Below are 18,341 nucleotides of genomic sequence, written 5' to 3'. Positions count from 1 at the left end.
CCATGCGCTGGAGCCTGTCGAACTATCCGCTTCTGGCCCTGCCGATCCTGGGCGGGCAGTTCCTGTTCGACGTCACCGACGACGGCTTCGTCGAGGCCCTCCGTCACTTCCCGACCCGCCTGCTCATCATGAGCGTGCTGGTGGCCGTCATCTGCCTGGCGACCTGGGCCTGGCGCCGCCACAAGCGCACCTTCCGCTAGCCATAGCGCCGCGCACGGCCGAGCAGCGGGTCCTTCCCGCCGGAATCACCGCGAGAGCCGGCTGGCCGCTGTGGCCCGATGGCAACAGCGGCAGATCGCCCCCTTCCCCCGAAGGCCAGGGATCGCCTGTTGGGCGGCCGTGCTAAGCACCGCCGCCATCGGGGCCAGGACCTTCCCGCCGATCGCCGAAAGTCGGGTCCAGCGTCGCGTGCGAGAACCACAGATGGGGATAATTTCACCTGAAACTAACGGGTTTCGAGGCGCTTATTTGCTGCACAGACTGCCTTTTGCGCACGCAACGTTCGCCGGCGTCGTAAAAAATTGACACCGGGAGCCAAAAAGCCGCTTGATATGACAACGCTGTCAGCACTATCTAGTTCGTGACGGCGACGAACTGGCGAGATCCGGTCGGCCGTCAGAGGAACGCATCGGGAGGAGGTTGATCCCAACCCCCTTTCCGGAATGACTGAAATGCAACGTGTGTTTGTTCTGGCCGCTTCGGCCATCGCTCTCATGAGCGCCCCCGCCGCCTTCGCCGGCGAAGTCACCGTGAAGGTCGCCGGCCGCACCACCGCCGCCGTGCACGCCGACATCGTCAAGGCCGCCACCTCGGTGTGCCAGGAAGACAACGGCTCGACCACCTATGGCGCCGACGTGCTGCCCTACTGCATCCGCGACGTGGCCCGCGCCGCCGTCGAAAAGGTCGGCAGCCCGACCCTGACCGCCTACGACAAGACCCAATGGCGCCCGAACGGTCTGATCAAGACCGCCTCGGCCCGCTAAGCGCTTCTACGCCTTAGCCCATCGGGACCAGAGCCCGCGGAGCCCCCGCTCCGCGGGCTTTTGCTTGCCTGGAACGTTGCTCATGACACCGGTAACAAGCGCGTGAAATCAATGACTTCGCCCGAAAGTTGCAGCAACATGACTGTTGATAACTGATCGGCGATGAGCTAAGGCTGTTCTCTGGCGACAGAGCGGGCGAGATCCTGGACCAGTCGCCGGAGGAACGCGTCGGGAAGCGGTCGATCTGAACCGTGCGCTTAAGGCGCCGCCCGACCCGGAATCCCACCCATGATCCGCTCCGCCGCTCTCGCTCTCTCCGCCCTGGCCCTGCTGGCCGCCGCCCCGGCCGGCGCCGCCGAAGTCCGCGTCAAGGTCGCCGGCCGCGCCGCCGCCGACGTCCGCGCCGACATCGTCAAGGCCGCCTCGACCGTCTGCTGGCAGGACGTCCGCGGCGAGTCGCTGGCCATGTACCTGTACCCGGCCTGCGTCCGCTCGTCGGTCAACGACGCCGTGACCAAGCTCGGCAACGCCGACCTGATCGCCTACAACGCCGCCAACCCGGCCAAGCCGCTGGAAGTGGCCGCCCGCTAAGGCGCCCAAGCCCTTCCAAGGCTTCAAGAGCCGCCGTCGCCCCGCGACGGCGGCTTTTTGCTGGGCGCAAACCAAAGCCCTCTCTCTTTGAGAGAGGGAGGGGCCCGCCGCGAAGCGGTGGGAGGGTGAGAGGTTTCACCGCTGGCCGTTAGGGGCCGGATGAACCGCAAGATCGGATTATCCGGATGCCAGGATAAGGGGACGTGGACGCTCGCACGAGCCACCGCGCTCAGTCCGGCGAGATTGTTACCTCTCACCCTCCCACGCCTGCGGCGCGGGCCCCTCCCTCTCTCACAAAGAGAGGGCCCAGGAGTGAAACGCGAAAAAGCCCGCCAGGCGAACCTGGCGGGCTTTTCGTGTTCGACCGCCAATCCCTGAGGACTGGAGGGTCGAAAGGCTTAGGCGGCCTGCGCGGCGGCCTTGGCCTTGGCCTTCACCTGGGCCTTGATCTTCAGGGCGCGCGGCGACAGCTGCTCGTCCTTGGCGCCCAGCAGGAACACGTCCAGGCCGCCCTTGAAGTCCAGGGTGCGCAGAGCGGCGTTGCTGATACGCAGCTTGAAGGATTGACCCAGCGATTCCGACTGCAGCGTGGCAGGCGACAGAGCCGGCAGGAACCGGCGCTTGGTCTTGATGTTCGAGTGGCTCACGTTGTGGCCGATCATCGGACCGACGCCCGTGAGTTCGCAACGGCGCGACATGACGAGTACCTTGGGCTAGGCGAAGCCGAAGGCCCCGCGAACATAATGTCAGGCGCGCTTCCGGACAGGTCCGCCGCGCGAGAGGGGGCGATATAGGCGATGGAGCCCGCCGGAGTCAAGGCGCATGGGCTTGAACGCCCGCCATCTCCCCGCCTTCAATCGCGGTTCATCTGCGACTTCTTATATACGCGGCCATGAAGGAGTTCGACCGCATGCGTTCCATCGCCCTCGCCGCCCCCGCCATCGCCGCTTCCCTGGCCGCCCTGGCCGCGGGATTCGCCGTGACCGCGCCGGCGACGGCCGCCGCGCCGAAGTCGACGATTCTGCCCGGCCACTGGGAGTACAGCTACCGGATCGGCATCATTCCCGCCGGCAGCGAGGACAAGTGCATAAAGCCGGCCGACGCCGCCCAGTTCTCCAAGGGCATCTGCACGCGCCGCTACAAGTGCGACTACACCACCAACCAGGTCGACGACGGCAAGATCGCGCTGAAGGGGACCTGGACCGACAAGAAGGGCCGCGTGGCCCCGGTCAGCGCCAAGGGCAGCTATACCCCCGAGAGCTTCAAGCTCGACGTCAAGATGAAGACCATCAACGGCCTGCCCATCGCCGGCGTGATGAGCGCCAAGCGTCTGGCCGCCACCTGCCCGACCAACGTCGACTGACGCCCACTCGCAGAACGCCCTTCGGGGAACGCCATTGTGGTTAACCCGCGTTAAGCTACAATAGCTTGTAGGGAACAAATCCCGAATCGGACCGTGTCAGCGATTCGGTCCCGATTCGTTTCGCGCGCGTTCCGGCGCTTCAAGCCTTGCCGTTAACTTGGCTGTGGACGCCCGCCGGTTACCCCCAGCAACCGCTCGCCCCGCGCAACCGGACGGCGTGCGCCACGCAAGCTCCACCTGCGCGATTGACAGCGACCCTCGCTCCGACCAAGCCTCGCGCCTCATCCAATGCATGCAAGGCGGGGACGATGTACGAAGGCGACGAAGACAACACGCTCTACACCGTGGTCGTGAACCACGAGGAGCAGTACTCCATCTGGCCGGCCGGCCGCGAACTGCCGCTGGGCTGGCAGAGCGCCGGCTTCAGCGGGACCAAGAGCCAGTGCCTCGAGTTCATCCAGAACGTCTGGACCGACATGCGCCCCAAGAGCCTGCGCGAGGCCCAGGGCGGCTAGGCCCTACTCGGCCGCCACCTTCACCGCGACGGCTTCGAGCGCCTGCGCCACCGTGGGGCCGGGGTCGTCGTGGATCACCCGGGACAGGTCGCGGCCGTCGACCACCTGGCCGCAGGCCTCGCAGGCCAGCTTGGGGTGGAAATCGCAGCCGCAGGCCTTGTGCACGAAATGCACCGGGCCGGCGCCCACGCCATAGACGTGGCGGTCGCCCCATTCGGCCATGGTCAGCAGCACGTTCGACAGGTCGCGCCCCTTGGCGGTCAGCACGTATTCGTGACGCGGCGGACGCTCCGAATAGCGGCGCGTCTCCATCACCCCGTAACCGACCAGGCTCTTGAGCCGCGCGGCCAGCACGTTGCGCGCCACGCCCAGGCGTTCCTGCCACTGCTCGAAGCGCCGCACGCCCTGGAAGGCGTCGCGCAGGATCAGCAGGGTCCAGGGATCGCCGACGACCTCGAGGGTGGCGGCGATGGCGCAGCGTTGCTGGCTATAGTCGGCGGTGCGGCCCATGGCGCGAAAGTGCGGCGTTCCGCGAGGGAATGCAAGGGCCGTTGCTTTTCAGTACGAACCCGAGTAGGTTTTTTATCGCAATTGACTCTCTCGGTTCATTGCTCGACTTTCCGGCCGACGACGGGAGCCCCCTTCCGCCGCCGGCCGCTTCTTGCGCCGCACGCAGACGCAAGACACTTGCGCAAGCGGGCCGATAGAGGGCCTATTCCACCGCAAAACAAACGTATCGGGAGTTCGTCCATGTCCAACCACGCCGATCCTGTGGTGATCGTCAGCTTCGCCCGCACGCCGATGGGCGGCTTCCAGGGCGCGCTGGGCGGGGTGAAGGCCACCGAGCTGGGCGCGACCGCCGTCAGGGCGGCCCTGGAACGCGCGGGCCTGGCCGGCGACAAGGTCGACCAGATCATCATGGGCTGCGTCCTGCCGGCGGGCCTTGGCCAGGCGCCGGCCCGCCAGGCCGCCCTGGGCGCGGGCCTGCCCAAGTCGGTCGAGGCCACGACCGTCAACAAGATGTGCGGCAGCGGCATGCAGGCCGCCATCATGGCCCACGACGCCCTGCTGGCCGGCAGCGCCGACGTCATCGTCGCCGGCGGCATGGAGAGCATGACGCTCGCCCCCTACCTGATGGCCAAGCATCGCGGCGGGGCCCGCATCGGCCACGACCAGATCTGGGATTCGATGTACCTCGACGGCCTCGAGGACGCCTACAGCCCCGGCAAGCTGATGGGCGCCTTCGCCGAGGACACCGCGGCCGACTACCAGTTCACCCGCGAAGCCATGGACGACTACGCGACCAAGGGCCTCGCCAAGGCCAAGGCCGCCGTCGAGGGCGGCGCCTTCGCCGCCGAGATCGCGCCGGTCACGGTCACCACCCGCAAGGGCGCCGAGATCATCGACAAGGACGAGCAGCCGCTGAAGGCCGACCCGGCCAAGATCCCCACCCTGCGCCCGGCCTTCTCGCGCGACGGGGCGATCACCGCCGCCAACTCCAGCTCGATCAGCGACGGCGCCGCGGCGCTGGTCATGACCCGCAAGAGCGTCGCGCAGGCCCTGGGCCTGCCGGTGGTCGCCACCGTGGTCAGCCACGCCGCCCACGCCCACGAGCCGGGCCTCTTCACCACCGCCCCCGTGCCGGCGATGCGGAAGGCGCTCGACCGCGCCGGCTGGAGCGTCGCCGACGTCGACCTCTTCGAGGTCAACGAGGCCTTCGCCGTCGTGGCCATGATCGCCCGGAAGGAACTGGGCATTCCGGACGACAAGCTGAACGTCAACGGCGGCGCCTGCGCCCTGGGCCACCCGATCGGCGCGTCCGGCGCCCGCATTCTGTGCACGCTGATCTCGGCGCTGCAGGCCCGCAAGGCCAAGCGCGGCTTGGCCTCCCTGTGCATCGGCGGCGGCGAGGCCACGGCCATGGCGATCGAACTCGCCTAATTTGTGCCCAACATGAGGCATTTCAGCCCGCCGCGCGGCAAGAGCTTGCGCGGCGGGCCGGCAAGCGTTACCTGTTGACCTGCAAGCCTTCCTGGACCCCTTCCGACTCCATGCCCTCGCACCTGATTACCATCGCGCTCTTTACGACTGGCCTCTCGGCCGGCGTCGCGATGTGGTGCGCCATGATGTCGAAGATGAACCAGATTAAAACCGTGCCTGTCAGGACGGGGCAAAGACGGCGCGCAGACTAGGGACCTCCCTGGAAAACCAAGCCGAAGGATCACGAGATCCGAAAAAGCCCCGCCTCCGAAAGGAGCGGGGCTTTTTCGTTGCGCGGTCCGACGGTCCTCAAACCCAAAAGGATCTTCGAACATGAGCTACCTGCCTTCCCCACCCGCCTTCCACAGCGACGACGACGGCGTCACCGTCCACCAGCTGTTCCTGTCGGCCCAGGACGCGCCCAGCGCGCTGGACGCCGTCCGTCAGAGCCTGGCCGACTGCGGCGCCGAGCTGTGCAACCTGTCCCTCAAGCCCGTCGGCCAGCTGGTCGAGGCTTCCTTGCGCGTCCGTCGCCTCGGCGACCAGGCCGCCCGCCTTCTCGCCCGCGACCTGGCCGCCTGGCCCGGCGTCAACTCGGCCAGCGTGGAACACCAGTGGGTGCGTCCGTGAGCCTTGGCGACGTAGGCGAGCTCAAATCGGAAGACGACAAATTTCGCGAGGATCGACGTCGCCTCTTCCTGGTGACCGCCGAGGACACGCCCGACGCCCTGATGCGGGTGCTGGGCGTGGCCAGCGTGCAGCAGGTTCGCCTGCGCGCCCTGACCGCCCACCCCGAGGGCGCGGCCATCTCCATTCGTCTGGAGATCGACGACCAGGGCGACGACCGCGCCCAGGTGCTGGCCGCGCGCCTGGCGTCGGTTCCGGTGGTGCGGGGCGTGGGTCACGGCTGGCGCTGATCGCCTCCATCCTTTCGCCGGCTCGATCCGTACCTATTTCGAGCTTCTGAAAGGACCGCCCATGATCCGTCGCCTCCTCATCGCCCTGGCCCTGCTGGCCGCGCCCCTGGCCGCCCTGCCGGCCGCCGCTTCGGCCGCGGCGACCAGGACCGCCGTCTTCGCCGGCGGCTGCTTCTGGTGCATGGAGAACGACATGCGCGGCATCCCCGGCGTCGTGAAGGTCGAGAGCGGCTACACCGGCGGCCACGTGAAGAACCCCACCTACCGCGACGTGACCAGCGAGCGCAGCGGCCACTACGAGGCCGTCCGCGTCACCTATGATCCGGCCAGGATCGAGTACGCCTTTCTCCTGTCGCGCTACTGGAAGCTGGTCGACCCCACCGACGACGGCGGCCAGTTCTGCGACCGCGGCCCCTCCTACCGCCCCGCCGTCTTCGTCGACGCCCAGCAGCGCCCCGCCGCCGAACGCTCGCGCGCTCTCGCCGCCCAGCGCCTGAAGACCGGCGCGATGAAGGCCCAGATCCTGCCGCTGCAGACCTTCTGGCCGGCCGAGCCCTATCACCGCGACTACGCCAGGAACAATTCGGTCGAGTACCACCTCTACCGCACCGGCTGCGGACGCGATCGCCGGCTGGCGCAGGTGTGGGGGAAGTAGTCCCGGAGACCCTCCCCCAGAGGGAGAGGGAAGGAGGCACCCAAGATCCTCCCCCTCCTGGGGGAGGTGGCCCGAAGGGCCGGAGGGGGAAGTTCCTGATGAGCCGGCAACAGCCTCAGACGCCGCGGCAACTTCCCCCTCAGTCGCTCCGCGACAGCTCCCCCTTCAGGGGGAGCATCTTGAAGAGCGCCAACGCCAATAGATCCTCCCCCTGAAGGGGGAGGCGGCCGAGGGCCGGAGGAGGTCAGCGCGGCGTCATGAAATTTACAAACCTAATCTCTCGACATTCCTTCGCGCGCATGAAAACGTGGCTGCAACGATAGAGGGAGACGCCGCGCCGATGCTTCGCGCCGCTTTGTTCGCCACCGCCTGCGTGGCCGCCGCTTCCGCCGCCCCCTTCCAGATGGCGCTCGCCCAGACCGCCCCCAAGGTCTCGGTCACCATCTACAACAGCAACCTGGCCCTGGTTCAGGACCAGCGGACGATCGACGTCGCCGCCGGCCGCCAGCGGCTGGAGTTCAAGGACGTCTCGGCCGCCATCCGGCCCGAGACCGTCAGCCTGTCCTCGCCCACCCTCGCCGTGGTCGAGCAGAACTTCGACTACGACCTCCTGACCCCCGACAAGCTGATGGAGAAGGCGGTCGGGCGGCAGATCAGGATCGTCCGCACCAATCCCGGCGACGGCAAGGAGACCACCGAGACCGCCACGGTGCTGGCCGCCAACGAGGGCGTGGTGCTGAAGATCGGCGACCGCATCGAGGTGCTGCGCGACGACGGCGTGCCCACCCGGGTGATCTTCGACAAGGTGCCCGAGACCCTGCGCGCCCGCCCCACCCTGTCGGTGACCGTCAACGCCGAGCGGGCCGGCCCCACGCCGGTGACGCTCAGCTACCTGACCTCGGGCCTGTCGTGGGCGGCCGACTATGTCGCCCTGTTCGACGAGAAGAAGGGCGCGCTGGACCTGCAAGGCTGGATCACCCTGCAGAACAACTCCGGCACGGCCTTCGAGAACGCCCAGACCCAGCTGGTGGCCGGCAACGTCAACCAGTTCAACAACGGCGGCTACAACGGCGGCGCCACCTCGGCCGGGACCGAGGGCAGCGACCGCGAGCGCATCGCCGACTACTACATCTATCCCCTGCCCGAGCGGACCACGATCGCTTCCAACCAGAGCAAGCAGGTCGGCTTCCTCAGCGCCCAGGGCGTCGCGGCCAAGAAGGTCTACGAGGTGCGCGAATACGGCTTCTCCAGCGACGCCAACCCGCAGAAGGCCATCACCGCCATCCAGTTCAGCAATTCGAAGCTGAAGGGCCTGGGCGACCAGCTGCCGGCCGGGACCATGCGCGTCTACATGCGCGACCAGGCGGGCGATCCCAAGTTCATCGGCGAGAACAACATCGGCCACACCTCGGCCGGCTCGGAACTGTCGATCAAGACCGGCGAGGCCTTCGACGTCTCCAGCCAGGCGACCCTGGTCTCGCAGGAGAAGATCTCCAAGACCCGCTCGCGCTACGTGATGAAGTACCTGGTGCGCAACGCCCGCCCCGAGGCGGTGACGGTCGAGCTGCGCCAGGCCGGCCTGTGGCGCGACGGCAAGGTCACCGACGAAAGCCTGCCCAGCCGCCGCATCGACGCCCGCACCCTGGCCTGGAGCGTGCCCGTCCCCGCCAACGGCGAGACCGTCCTGACCTTCACGGTGGACAACGGCTGGTGAGGATGCGGCGCGCGACCAGATCCTCTCCCCGAAGGGGGAGGTGGCCCGGAGGGCCGGAGGGGGAAGTCCCTGCGGAGAGAAGTGCGGTCGCTGACGATAGCGGCTGCTCCCCCCTCCGTCGGCTTCGCGGACACCTCCCCCTTCGGGGGGAGGATCTGGGTCTGCGCTCCGCCCTCGCCGCCCTCGTCCTGCTCTGCACGCCCTTCGCCTCCCGGGCCGACGTGATCGCCTCGCCCGCCGCCGAGGCCGTCGCCGTCACCCTCTATCGCGACGGCCAGGGACCGGTGCAGACGCTGTCGCCCTGGCAGAAGCAGCAGGCCTTCGAGAAGGGCCTGATCCTGGTCGGCGAGACCCGCACGGTCGAGCTCCCGGCCGGCCGCCACACCCTGCGCTTCGACGGCGTCGCCGAGGGCCTGATCCCGCAGAGCGCGGCCATCGAGGGCCTGCCTTCCGGCGCGGTCGAGCGCAACTACGACTACGCCCTGCTCAGCCCCGGAACCCTGGTCGAGCGCTCGCTGGGCAAGCCGGTGAAGGTGGTGCGCACCAACCGCGAGACCGGCCGCCAGTCCAGCGTCGACGCCACCCTGGTCCAGGGCCCGTCCGGCCTGATGGTCCAGACCGCCGAGGGCGTCGAGGTGCTGGGCTGCTCAGGCGGGGCCGAGCGCCTGGTGTTCGACCGCGCGCCCGAGGGCCTGTCCAGCAAGCCCAGCCTCTCGGCCGAGATCGACGTGCCGATGGCCGGGCGATACGCGCTGACCCTGACCTACCTGGCGATCGGCGTGAACTGGCAGGCCGACTACGTCGCCACCCTCAACCCGGATGGCCGGACGCTGGACCTGCTGGGCTGGCTGACCCTGATGAACAGCTCGGGCACGAGCTTCGCCGACGCGCCTACCCAGCTGGTGGCCGGCAAGCTGCAACGCGTGCCCGTCAACATCGTCCGCCCGCGCGTGGTCCCCGTGCGCCGCGACTGCTGGCCGATGGACACCACCACCCACGGCCAGCCGGGCATGGCGGGCGCCTACGATGTCGGCGCCATGCCCGCGATGGCGCCGCCCCCTCCGCCCCCGCCGCCGCCTCCCCCGCCCGTCGCGGAAATGAGCGTCACCGCCATGCGCCGCGCTCCGCTGGCCGCACAGTCCGACCTGGGCGACTACAAGCTCTACACCCTGCCCGAACCCGTGACGGTGGCCGCCCGCCAGACCAAACAGATGGCCTTCCTGGACGAGAAGGGCGTGCGCTACCAGCGCCTGTACGTCGCGTTGGTCAGCCCCTGGAACGACTACCGCGAGGATCAGCCCGCGCGGCCGCCGCAGGTGGTGCTGCGCCTCGACAACAAGGCCGCCCAAGGCCTCGGCAAGCCCCTGCCCTCCGGCGCCCTGTCGGTGATGGAGACCATCGGCGACGTCCCCGCCTTCGCCGGCGAGCAGGCCGTGCGCGACGTGGCGGTCGGCGAGCCGGTCGATCTGGCGATCGGCTGGGGCATGGACGTCCGCATGCGTCCCCGCCTCGTCGAGGACAAGCGCGCCAACAAGACGACGGTGCGGCGGACCTACGAGGTCGACCTGGCCAACAGCAAGTCGATCCCGGTCACCTTCGAGATCCGCCACGATCCGAACGTCCAGTTCTTCAAGGTGGTCTCGGAGCCGGCCAAGCACGACATCCGCCAGGGCCAGATCGCCTGGCGCGTGACGCTGAAGCCGGGCGAGACCCGCGTCTTCCGCTACGCCGTCAGGCACGCGGGCTGACCCGCTCGCCGGGCAAGCCGGGCGTGTCCCAAGCGCCACAGCAACCCTGCGATGCGCCGGATCATCGAACGTCGGTCTTGCGGCGAACCGCGACGCATGAGATCAGCCCGCTCCCGATCAGATCTCCGGAGCCGAACCGCCGCATGACCTTTCTCGCCGCACAGCTGAAGCCGCCGATGATGGCGGAATGGCGCGCGTCGACCAAGGCGCGCCCGGCCCTTCGCCCCACCGTTTCCAACCGCTGATCGCGACCGCTCCGGCCGCGTCCGGAGCTCTTCGATGTCCATCCTGCCCCTGGCCGGGCCGTCCACGACGGCTTCGCCGCTGCTGCGCCTGATCGCGCCCGACTACGCCGACACGCTGGCCACCCTGTGGCCCGCGCCCCATGCGCCGTTCCTGACCGCGCCCGCCGCGCGCCGCCACCTGGTCTGCCTGATGCTGGCCATCGAACCCGCCGGCTCCGCGCCGCTGGAGGTCGCCCGCCTGCTGGAGGAGCCGCTGCGCAAGGCCGTGCGCCTGGTGCTCGACCCCGCGCCCGACGGCCTGCGCCGGGCGCTGGAGCGCCTGGGCGAGATCGCCTGGAGCCCGGCCGACTACCGCGCCCTGTCGGCCTTGCTGGCCGAACCGGCCACGGCCAAGCAGCTGCGCCATGCCGAGGCGATCACCGCCGAGCAGGTCCGCACGCTGGGCGCCCTGCCCGCGGCCGTCCGCGACGCCGGCGGCGCGGCCGTGCGGATGACGCCGGCCCAGGCCGAACTGCTCGCCGAGGCCCACGCCATGCTCTCGCGCCGGCTGGAACCGGCGGTGCTGGCCGAACGGATCAGGGCCTGGTCCCTGGCGGCCAACGCCCGGGCGCTGTTCGGACTGGTCGCCGACGACTTCCGCCACGAACTGCCCAAGCCGCCGCACCCGGGCACCGAACGGCTGAAGCCGCTGGAGACCGTGGCGGCCATCCGTGACGCGGCCCGGCGCTATCGCAACTGCCTGGAGGGCTATGTCGACCACGCCCTCGACGAGCGCAGCGCCATCTACGAGTGGCTGCCCGCGCCAGGCGCGGTGATCGAGCTGACGCCCGACAGCTTCTTCGGCTGGCGGCTGGACCAGGCGCGGCTGCGCAGCAACAAGGGCGTGGACGAGGCGACGCGGCAGGCCATCGTCGCCGAACTTCGCGGCATGGGCCTGCATGTCGGCCGCAGCGCCTGGCAGGTGCGCCGGGCGCTGAACCAGGCGGCCTCGCCGGACTTCAAGCTGGAGCCCGTCGACGCCGCGATCGCCGAATACTTCACCGACGACTGAGCGGTCGTCGGTGAAGACCGGCTTTGCGCCTAGAACGGCAGGATGTTGCGCTGGCGGCTGTAGGCCAGGTAGCCGATGTTGGCGCCCAGGCGCAGGCCGACGCCGGCGCGGATCGGGGCCAGGACGATGGTGTCGGCCTTCTGGTAGTTCACGCCCAGGCCGCCCACGAGATAGGCGCTGCCCTCGACGCCAGGGAAGCGGCGGAAGATGGCGTCCGGGTATTGCAGGTTATAGCAGAGGGTGAAGACGCGGCTGGCGTTGCCGCCCCAGTCCCAGCCCACCGACGGGCCCTGCCAGTACACTTCCTGGGTGGGACGGTTCTTCATGTAGAGCAGGCCGCGGCCGTAGCGCAGGCCCACCGCGATGGCGGCCGAGCCTTCTTCGCCGGCCACGTAGCCCGTGGGCTGGCCGCGCTCGCGGAAGATCCGCTCGATCGCCGCGCCGGCGCTCTCGGCCGTGACGCCCAGGAAATCGGACGTGGCGCGGACCATCTCGTCGGCCGAATAGGTCGCCGCCGCGCCGGTGTCGTAGGCCGGCCCGTTCGGATCGGGATTGCGCGGCTGCGAGGTGCTGGCGCAGGCGCCGAGGCCGACGGAGGTCAGGCCCGAGGCCATGCCGGAGAGGATCAGCGAGCGGCGGTCCATGTGTCTTTCCCGCAAATAGAACGTGTCTGCACTGTCACAGGTCTTCTTGTCCGGTTTGGGGCGCGTTGCTTAACGGGCGGTTAAGCATGTTTCGCGCTCCAGCCCCGCCAGACCTAACGCGCGGTGCGCTCCACCAGGTCCGCCAGATGCTCGGCCGCGTCGGGCACGGCCACCGAACGGGCGCCCTTGGCCATGCGGGCCAGGCGCTCGGGGCTCTTGAGCAGGGCGTTCAGCGCCCCGGCCAGGGCGTCGACCGTCAGCTCGTCCTCGAGGCACACGGCCGCGCCGCCCGCCTCTTCCAGGAGCTTGGCGTTGAAGCGCTGGTGGTCGTCGGCGGCGATCTTCAACGGCACCAGGATCGACGGACGACCGGCCACGGCCAGCTCGCAGCAGGTGGAAGAGCCGGCGCGGCCGACGACGATGTGGCTCTGGCGCAGGCGGCCGGCCATGTCGCGGAAGAACGGCGCGACCTCGCAGTCGACCATGGCGTTGCGATAGATCTTGCGGGCGTGCTCCATGCTCTCGGCGCGGGCCTGCTGGAACACCTTCATGCGGCCGCGCATCTCTTCGGGCAGCTTGGCGATGGCTTCCGGCACCAGCTCCGACAGCAGGCGCGCGCCCTGGCTGCCGCCGGTGACCAGGATACGAAGCTGCACCTCGGGCGGCAGGTAGGCGACCTGCGCCAAGTCGCGGATCTCCGGGCGCACCGGACTGCCGACCACGTGGGCGCGGGCTTTCACGGCCGGCTTGGCCATCTGCAAGGTCGGGAAGGCGCAGGCCACCTCGGTGACATAGGGCGCCAGGAAGCGGTTCACGCGGCCCAGCACAGCGTTCTGCTCGTGAATGACGGTCGGCCGCTTTTCCAGCAGCGCTGCCAGCAGGGCCGGCAGGGCCGGATAGCCGCCGAAGCCGACCACCACCGACGGGTTCAGGCGCGCGAAGGCCTGCCTGGCCTGCATCACGCCCTGGAACACGGCGACGCCGGCCTTGACCATGCCGACGGGGTCGTTGGCCTTGGCGGTGGCGGCCGACAGGGCCAGCCGCTCCTGGGCCGGGAACTTGTCGGCGTAGAACGCGCCACGCTCGTCTGTGGCCAGCACCACGCGCCAGCCGCGGCCGATCAGGGCCTCCGACAGCGCCTGGGCGGGGAACATGTGGCCGCCGGTGCCCCCGGCGGCGACGATCGCCAGCTTGCCGCTCATCAGGCCAGATCCGCCGCACGCATGGCGGAAACCAGGAAGGTGTTACGCAACTGCAGTCTCCCTAACCCGAGAGCCTTCAGTCGAAGGCGCCGGTCTGGCCGAACGGTCCGCCGCCGCCATAGGACCCGGGCCGCTTGCGCGTCAGCGCCAGCGCCATACCCAGGGTAAGCCCCATGGCCAGCATCGACGAGCCGCCGTAGCTGATGAACGGTAGGGTCATGCCCTTGGTCGGGATCATGTTCAAGTTCACAGCGACATTGATGAACGTCTGCTGGCCCAGGAGGACGAAAAGCCCGGCCGAAGCGACCTGCTCGAAGGGGTCGGCCAGCTTCATCGACTTGTAGAGCCCGCGCACCACGATGAAGGCGAACAGGCTGATCAGGGCCAGCGAGAAGACGAGGCCGTATTCCTCGGCGGCGACCGAATAGATGAAGTCGGTGTGCAGGTCGGGCACGTGGCGCTTCATGACGCCCTCGCCCGGGCCGCGTCCGAACAGGCCGCCGGCATGGATGGCCTCGGCGGCGCGGGTCACCTGGTGGGTGTCGGCCTGGTCGGGGCTGAGGAACTTCTGCACGCGGGCGTGCACGTGGTCGAACAGGAAATAGGTCGAGGCCAGCCCCCCGAGCGCCACCGCGCCCAGGCCCATGATCCACGAGATCGGCACCCCGGCCATCCAGAAGGCCGCGCCGAAGGCGATGGTGATCAGCACGGTCTGGCCGACGTCGGGCTGCATCAAGAGCAGGGCCACGGCGATGAAATAGAGGCCAAAGGCGATCGACACGCCGGGCACGCCCTCGCCCTTCTGGCCCTCCGCGAACATCCAGGAGACCAGGATGATCAGGGCCGGCTTCATGAATTCCGACGGCTGGAAGGTGAAGCCGCCGATCATCAGCCAGCGGGCCGCGCCCTTGGCGCTGTGGCCGATGAACGGCAGGGCCGCCATGACGCCGATCGCGACGATGTAGATGAAGAAGGCCGCCCGCCGGATGCCCTTGGGGCTGAGCATCGACACCGCCAGCACGATGGTCGCAGCGCCCACGCCGAACACCAGCTGGCGGATGGCGAAGTGGAACTGGTCGTCGATGCCGATCCGCTGGGCGGCCGCCGGGCTGGAGGCGAACGACAGCAGGACGCCCAGGGTGACCAGGATCGCCGTCGCGCCCAGCAGCCAGCGATCGGTCGTCCACCACCACACCCCGAGGGGCGAGCGGTCGGTCCGGGCGAAGGCGTGGGCGGTCTGCTGGCGCATGCGGGCAAGAGTCGGGCGTTACGGTTAATCGAGTCTTGCCGCCGGCCGCGACCAAATCACGGCCGGCGCGATTTTTCCCCGCTATTCCACAGGCTTGACCTCGGGCTGGACGACCGGCGTGTCGGCCGGACGACCGTACTCCCAGGACCTGGCCAACGGCAGCACGTGGTCGTGCAGGGCCTGGCCGAAGCGGACCGACTGCATCTGGATGGCGGCGTGGCCCGTACCCGGCAGCACCACCAAGTCCTTCCCCGGCGCCCGGAGGCCGTCGAACCAGGGCCGCACGAAGTCGGGATGATCGTACTCGCCCTGGATCAGCACCATCGGCATGGCGAAGTCCCGGCCCAGCGGCGCGGCCTTCCAGACGTGGTTGGCGTTGTAGACGGCCAGCGAGCGCTGGCGGCGGATGGTCCTGCCAGCGTCCTTGTGGGTCAGGAGATCGGTTAGGCTCCAGTCGGGCATGGCCAGCGCCTGGCGGTAGAGCTGGCCTTCGCTCTTCTTCGGGCCTTCGGTCTTCAGATAGACCGGCTCGAGGACGTCGACCTCCTTCCAGCGGCTGGGCGGATCGTAGGGCGGCGGTCCCAGGGCGGTCAGCTTGGCCAGCAGCTCGGGATGCTTGCCGGTCTTGGCCACCGCCAGCATGTGGTCGTAGATGTGGCGGTCGCGGGCGCTGTTATCCACGGCCTGGCCCGTGCCGACATAGACCGAGAACAGGTCGGGCCGCTGGTGGGCCATGGTCAGGGCCACGCGCGAGCCCCACGACCAGCCCAGCAGGGCGATGCGCGGCTTGTGCAGCTTGTTTCGCAGATGGTCGGTCAGGGCCAGGCCGTCTGCGACGAAGCTGTCCACGCCCTGGTTCGGATCGATGCGGCCGCCCGCACGGGCCAGGCTCTTGGCGTGGTCGCGGCGGTCCCAGTGGACGACCGTGAAGTCCTTCTCCCAGCTCTTGTAGTCCTCGGCGAACAGCGAGGTCGGCATGCCTCCGCCGTGGACGACCAGCAGCACCGGATTGGCGATGTTCTCGCCCCGGATCACGACCCACTGTTCGCCGCTGGGCAGCTTGACGAAGGCGCTGTCCTGGATGCCGTCCTTGGCGTCGATCCGCAGCCGCTCGGCCGTCTGGTGCTGGAAGAACGCCCGCGTCGCCGCCGCGCCCCCGCCGACCGCGATGGCTGCCGCCGCTACGCCGATCGCGCCCCGGCGCAGCCATGTCTTGAGAGTGCCCATGCATTGCCCCTGATGAATTTACAATCGTAGACTGCAATGGATACGATAGATTCTACAAGCGTAATTTTCAGATGCGACCGCCTGTCGTGAGCCTCTCCATCAAGACGCTCCCCCTGAAGGGGGAGCTGTCGCGGAGCGACTGAAGGGGGAAGGGACTGCGAGCTTTGCCGGAGAACTGACTTCATCAGGCGCTCCCCCCTCCGGCCCTTCGGGCCACCTCCCCCTTCAGGGGGAGGATCTTGAGATACCGACGATCTTCGATTGCTGGACGGATCGCTGAAACCGGCGGATGCTGTCGGCTTAACGGTCCAGCTTGGGAGGGCTTGATGACCGCTGTGAACAGCTTGGGCGGTGGAACCGCCAAGACCCCGTGGCATGTCTGGCTGGTCGGCGTGGTCGCCGTCCTGTTCAACGCCATCGGCGTCTTCGACTTCGTGATGAGCATGACCCAGGGCGAGGCCTACATGGCCAGCGCCGGCATGACGGCCGAGCAGATCGCGCACTATCGGCAGATGCCCGCCTGGATGACCGGCGTGTGGGCGATCGGCGTGTTCGGGGCGTTCGGCGCCTCGGTGCTGGTGCTGCTGCGCCGGAAGCTGGCCTTCCCGGTGTTCGCCGTCTCGCTGGGGGCGTTCCTGGTCAGCCTGCTCTACACCTACGCCCTGACCGATGGCGGCAAGGTGATGGGCCAGCAGATGGCGATCACCAGCGCCGTCATCGCCGCCCTGCTGGCGTTCTTCACGTGGTACGCCTGGGCGATGGGGAAACGGGGGGTGCTGCGGTAGGGGCCATCTGCCCGTCATTCCCGCCCTCGTGGCGGGAATGACGGGAGATAGAGCGCTTAAGCCCGCTTGGCCTTGGGCTTGACCAGGCCGTTCACCGCGGCGCGAAACGCCTCGCCGCGGGCCTCGAAGTCGCTGAACTGGTCGAAAGAGGCGCAGGCCGGCGACAGCAGGACGATGGCGTCCTGGCCGGTGGCGGCGGCGTCGGCATGGGCGGCGGCGACGGCGGTCTCGATGTCGCCGCACTGCTTGACCGGGGCCTTGCCGTCCAGGGTCTTGCCGAACGCTTCGGCCGCCTGGCCGATCAAGTAGGCGCAGGCGACGCGCGGGAACAGGTCGGCCAGGTCCTCGATGCCGCCGGCCTTGGGCACGCCGCCGGCGATCCAATAGAACTTGGGATAAGACGACATCGCCTGGCGGGCGGCGTCGGCGTTGGTGGCCTTGCTGTCGTTGACGAAGGCGACCTTGCCGATCCTGCCGACCGTCTCCATGCGGTGAGCCAGACCGGGGAAGGTCATCAGGCCCTCGACGGCCTGGACCGGCGGGATGCCGATGGCGATGGCTGCGGCGTAGGCGGCCGCGGCGTTCTGCCAGTTGTGGCGGCCGGGCAGGCTGCGGGCGCGCAGCAGGTCGGCCATTTCCGTCACGCGCTCGCCGGTGGCGTCGTACAGCACGCCCTGCAGGGCGTAGACGCCTCTACCCATCGCCTTGCCGGCGCTGATCGGCCAGATGGTGCGGCGGTTGGCGGCGGTGATCTCGGTGCAGATCTGCTGGCACCAGGGATCGTCGACCCCGATGATCGCCGTGTCGCCCTTGCCCTGGTTGAGGAAGATGCGGCGCTTGGCGGCGATGTAGCCCTCCATCGAGCCGTGGCGGTCGATGTGGTCGGGCGACAGGTTCAAGAGCACCGTGGCGTCGGCGTGCAGGCTGGAGGTCAGGTCGAGCTGGTAGCTCGACAGCTCCAGCACGTAGACCGCGCCGCCATGCATGTCTTCCAGGCCCAGGATTCCGGCGCCGATATTGCCGCCGACGCGGGTGTCGCGTCCTGCCTGCTGGCACAGGTGGCCGATCAGGGCCGTGGTGGTCGACTTGCCGTTGGTGCCGGTGATGGCGATGATCTTCGGCTTCTTGTGCTCGGGCGCGGCGTTGACCGTGCGCGCGAAGAGCTCGACGTCGCCCAGGATCTCGACGCCGGCCGCCTTGGCCGCCTCGACGGTCCAGTGGGGCTTGGGATGGGTCAGCGGCACGCCCGGCGACAGCATCAGGGCGGAAAACTGGCTCCAGTCCGCGGTCGAGAGGTCGACGACCGGCAGGCCCTCGGCGCGCGCGGCCTCGCGGCCGGCTTCCTTCTCGTCCCACAACGCCACCTTGGCGCCGCCGGCGATCAGGGCGCGCGCGGCCGTCAGGCCGGTGCGGCCCAGGCCGAACACCGCGACCGTCTTGTCCTCGAACCCACGGACCGGGATCATCCTACG

The 18,341-nt window shown here is 69.0% G+C and carries 20 protein-coding genes; 13 read left to right on the top strand and 7 right to left on the bottom strand.

What is annotated here, in order from left to right; all coding sequences use genetic code 11:
* Positions 1–2: 2 nt before the first annotated feature.
* The 3 genes from V6S85_RS07025 (at position 3) to V6S85_RS07015 (ending at position 1,574) form a co-directional block, all read left to right on the top strand.
* Positions 3–200, top strand: a complete 198-nt coding sequence (locus tag V6S85_RS07025; RefSeq protein ID WP_334348487.1) for a hypothetical protein — start codon at positions 3–5, stop codon at positions 198–200.
* A 471-nt stretch (positions 201–671) separates the two neighbouring features.
* Positions 672–983, top strand: coding sequence for a hypothetical protein (locus V6S85_RS07020; protein ID WP_334348486.1), 312 nt, complete (start codon positions 672–674; stop codon positions 981–983).
* A gap of 288 nt (positions 984–1,271) precedes the next feature.
* Complete coding sequence (locus V6S85_RS07015) at positions 1,272–1,574, top strand: hypothetical protein (RefSeq protein ID WP_116567998.1); 303 nt, start codon at positions 1,272–1,274, stop codon at positions 1,572–1,574.
* A gap of 398 nt (positions 1,575–1,972) precedes the next feature.
* Here V6S85_RS07015 and rpmB read toward each other — a convergent pair whose 3' ends face one another.
* Entirely contained in the window at positions 1,973–2,272 is a 300-nt protein-coding gene (gene rpmB, locus V6S85_RS07010; protein ID WP_101715328.1) for a 50S ribosomal protein L28, read from the bottom strand.
* 212 nt (positions 2,273–2,484) lie between these two features.
* On the opposite strand from rpmB, the gene V6S85_RS07005 reads away from it, so the two are divergent.
* Both V6S85_RS07005 and V6S85_RS07000 read left to right on the top strand, forming a co-directional pair.
* Entirely contained in the window at positions 2,485–2,937 is a 453-nt protein-coding gene (locus tag V6S85_RS07005; RefSeq protein ID WP_334348485.1) for a DUF3617 domain-containing protein, read from the top strand.
* A gap of 308 nt (positions 2,938–3,245) precedes the next feature.
* Positions 3,246–3,452 carry an MbtH family protein gene (locus V6S85_RS07000; protein ID WP_334348484.1) on the top strand — a complete coding sequence of 69 codons (207 nt, stop codon included), beginning with the start codon at positions 3,246–3,248 and terminating at the stop codon, positions 3,450–3,452.
* 3 nt (positions 3,453–3,455) lie between these two features.
* On the opposite strand, the gene V6S85_RS06995 is transcribed toward V6S85_RS07000, so the two are convergent.
* Entirely contained in the window at positions 3,456–3,962 is a 507-nt protein-coding gene (locus V6S85_RS06995) for a winged helix-turn-helix transcriptional regulator (RefSeq protein WP_116568002.1), read from the bottom strand.
* Between the two features lie 240 nt (positions 3,963–4,202).
* Between V6S85_RS06995 and V6S85_RS06990 the strand changes: the two genes are divergently transcribed.
* The 7 genes from V6S85_RS06990 to V6S85_RS06960 all read left to right on the top strand — a co-directional run bounded on the left by V6S85_RS06990 (position 4,203) and on the right by V6S85_RS06960 (position 11,762).
* Positions 4,203–5,393, top strand: a complete 1,191-nt coding sequence (locus tag V6S85_RS06990) for an acetyl-CoA C-acyltransferase (RefSeq protein ID WP_334348483.1) — start codon at positions 4,203–4,205, stop codon at positions 5,391–5,393.
* A 372-nt stretch (positions 5,394–5,765) separates the two neighbouring features.
* Entirely contained in the window at positions 5,766–6,062 is a 297-nt protein-coding gene (locus tag V6S85_RS06985; RefSeq protein WP_101715332.1) for a hypothetical protein, read from the top strand.
* The gene (locus V6S85_RS06980) at positions 6,059–6,349 is read left to right on the top strand and encodes a hypothetical protein (RefSeq protein WP_116568006.1); all 291 of its coding nucleotides are present in this window, start codon (positions 6,059–6,061) and stop codon (positions 6,347–6,349) included. Before V6S85_RS06985 ends, V6S85_RS06980 begins: the two co-directional genes overlap by 4 nt.
* A 64-nt stretch (positions 6,350–6,413) precedes the next feature.
* On the top strand, positions 6,414–7,004 hold the full coding sequence (gene msrA / locus V6S85_RS06975) for a peptide-methionine (S)-S-oxide reductase MsrA (RefSeq protein ID WP_243410568.1): 591 nt from the start codon (positions 6,414–6,416) through the stop codon (positions 7,002–7,004).
* Positions 7,005–7,344: 340 nt separating this feature from the next.
* Entirely contained in the window at positions 7,345–8,718 is a 1,374-nt protein-coding gene (locus V6S85_RS06970) for a DUF4139 domain-containing protein (protein WP_334348482.1), read from the top strand.
* Between the two features lie 221 nt (positions 8,719–8,939).
* Positions 8,940–10,466 carry a DUF4139 domain-containing protein gene (locus V6S85_RS06965; RefSeq protein ID WP_334348481.1) on the top strand — a complete coding sequence of 509 codons (1,527 nt, stop codon included), beginning with the start codon at positions 8,940–8,942 and terminating at the stop codon, positions 10,464–10,466.
* Between the two features lie 279 nt (positions 10,467–10,745).
* Positions 10,746–11,762, top strand: a complete 1,017-nt coding sequence (locus V6S85_RS06960) for a hypothetical protein (RefSeq protein ID WP_334348480.1) — start codon at positions 10,746–10,748, stop codon at positions 11,760–11,762.
* Positions 11,763–11,791: 29 nt separating this feature from the next.
* On the opposite strand, the gene V6S85_RS06955 is transcribed toward V6S85_RS06960, so the two are convergent.
* From V6S85_RS06955 to V6S85_RS06940, 4 genes are all read right to left on the bottom strand, one after another.
* Positions 11,792–12,406 carry a DUF1134 domain-containing protein gene (locus V6S85_RS06955; protein ID WP_116568014.1) on the bottom strand — a complete coding sequence of 205 codons (615 nt, stop codon included), beginning with the start codon at positions 12,404–12,406 and terminating at the stop codon, positions 11,792–11,794.
* A gap of 113 nt (positions 12,407–12,519) precedes the next feature.
* Positions 12,520–13,608: an undecaprenyldiphospho-muramoylpentapeptide beta-N-acetylglucosaminyltransferase gene (gene murG / locus V6S85_RS06950; protein ID WP_116568016.1), complete on the bottom strand. Its 1,089-nt coding sequence runs from the start codon at positions 13,606–13,608 to the stop codon at positions 12,520–12,522.
* Between the two features lie 76 nt (positions 13,609–13,684).
* A complete protein-coding gene (gene ftsW, locus V6S85_RS06945; protein ID WP_101720078.1) occupies positions 13,685–14,857 on the bottom strand; it encodes a putative lipid II flippase FtsW in 1,173 nt (390 codons plus the stop codon).
* A gap of 81 nt (positions 14,858–14,938) precedes the next feature.
* Entirely contained in the window at positions 14,939–16,084 is a 1,146-nt protein-coding gene (locus tag V6S85_RS06940) for an alpha/beta fold hydrolase (RefSeq protein WP_334348479.1), read from the bottom strand.
* A 326-nt stretch (positions 16,085–16,410) separates the two neighbouring features.
* On the opposite strand from V6S85_RS06940, the gene V6S85_RS06935 reads away from it, so the two are divergent.
* Positions 16,411–16,869 (top strand): hypothetical protein, encoded by a 459-nt coding sequence (locus tag V6S85_RS06935; RefSeq protein WP_334348478.1) that lies wholly within the window; start codon positions 16,411–16,413, stop codon positions 16,867–16,869.
* 56 nt (positions 16,870–16,925) lie between these two features.
* Here the strand turns inward: V6S85_RS06935 and murD are convergent, their stop codons facing one another.
* Positions 16,926–18,335: a UDP-N-acetylmuramoyl-L-alanine--D-glutamate ligase gene (gene murD, locus V6S85_RS06930; protein ID WP_334348477.1), complete on the bottom strand. Its 1,410-nt coding sequence runs from the start codon at positions 18,333–18,335 to the stop codon at positions 16,926–16,928.
* Between the last annotated feature and the right edge of the window lie 6 nt (positions 18,336–18,341).

Origin of the sequence: Caulobacter sp. CCNWLW153 (assembly GCF_036889365.1) — a bacterium.
Taxonomy (GTDB): Bacteria; Pseudomonadota; Alphaproteobacteria; order Caulobacterales; family Caulobacteraceae; genus Caulobacter; species Caulobacter radicis.
The sequence above is the reverse complement of the archived record's forward strand: the minus strand, read 5'-3'. Positions and strand labels throughout refer to the sequence as shown.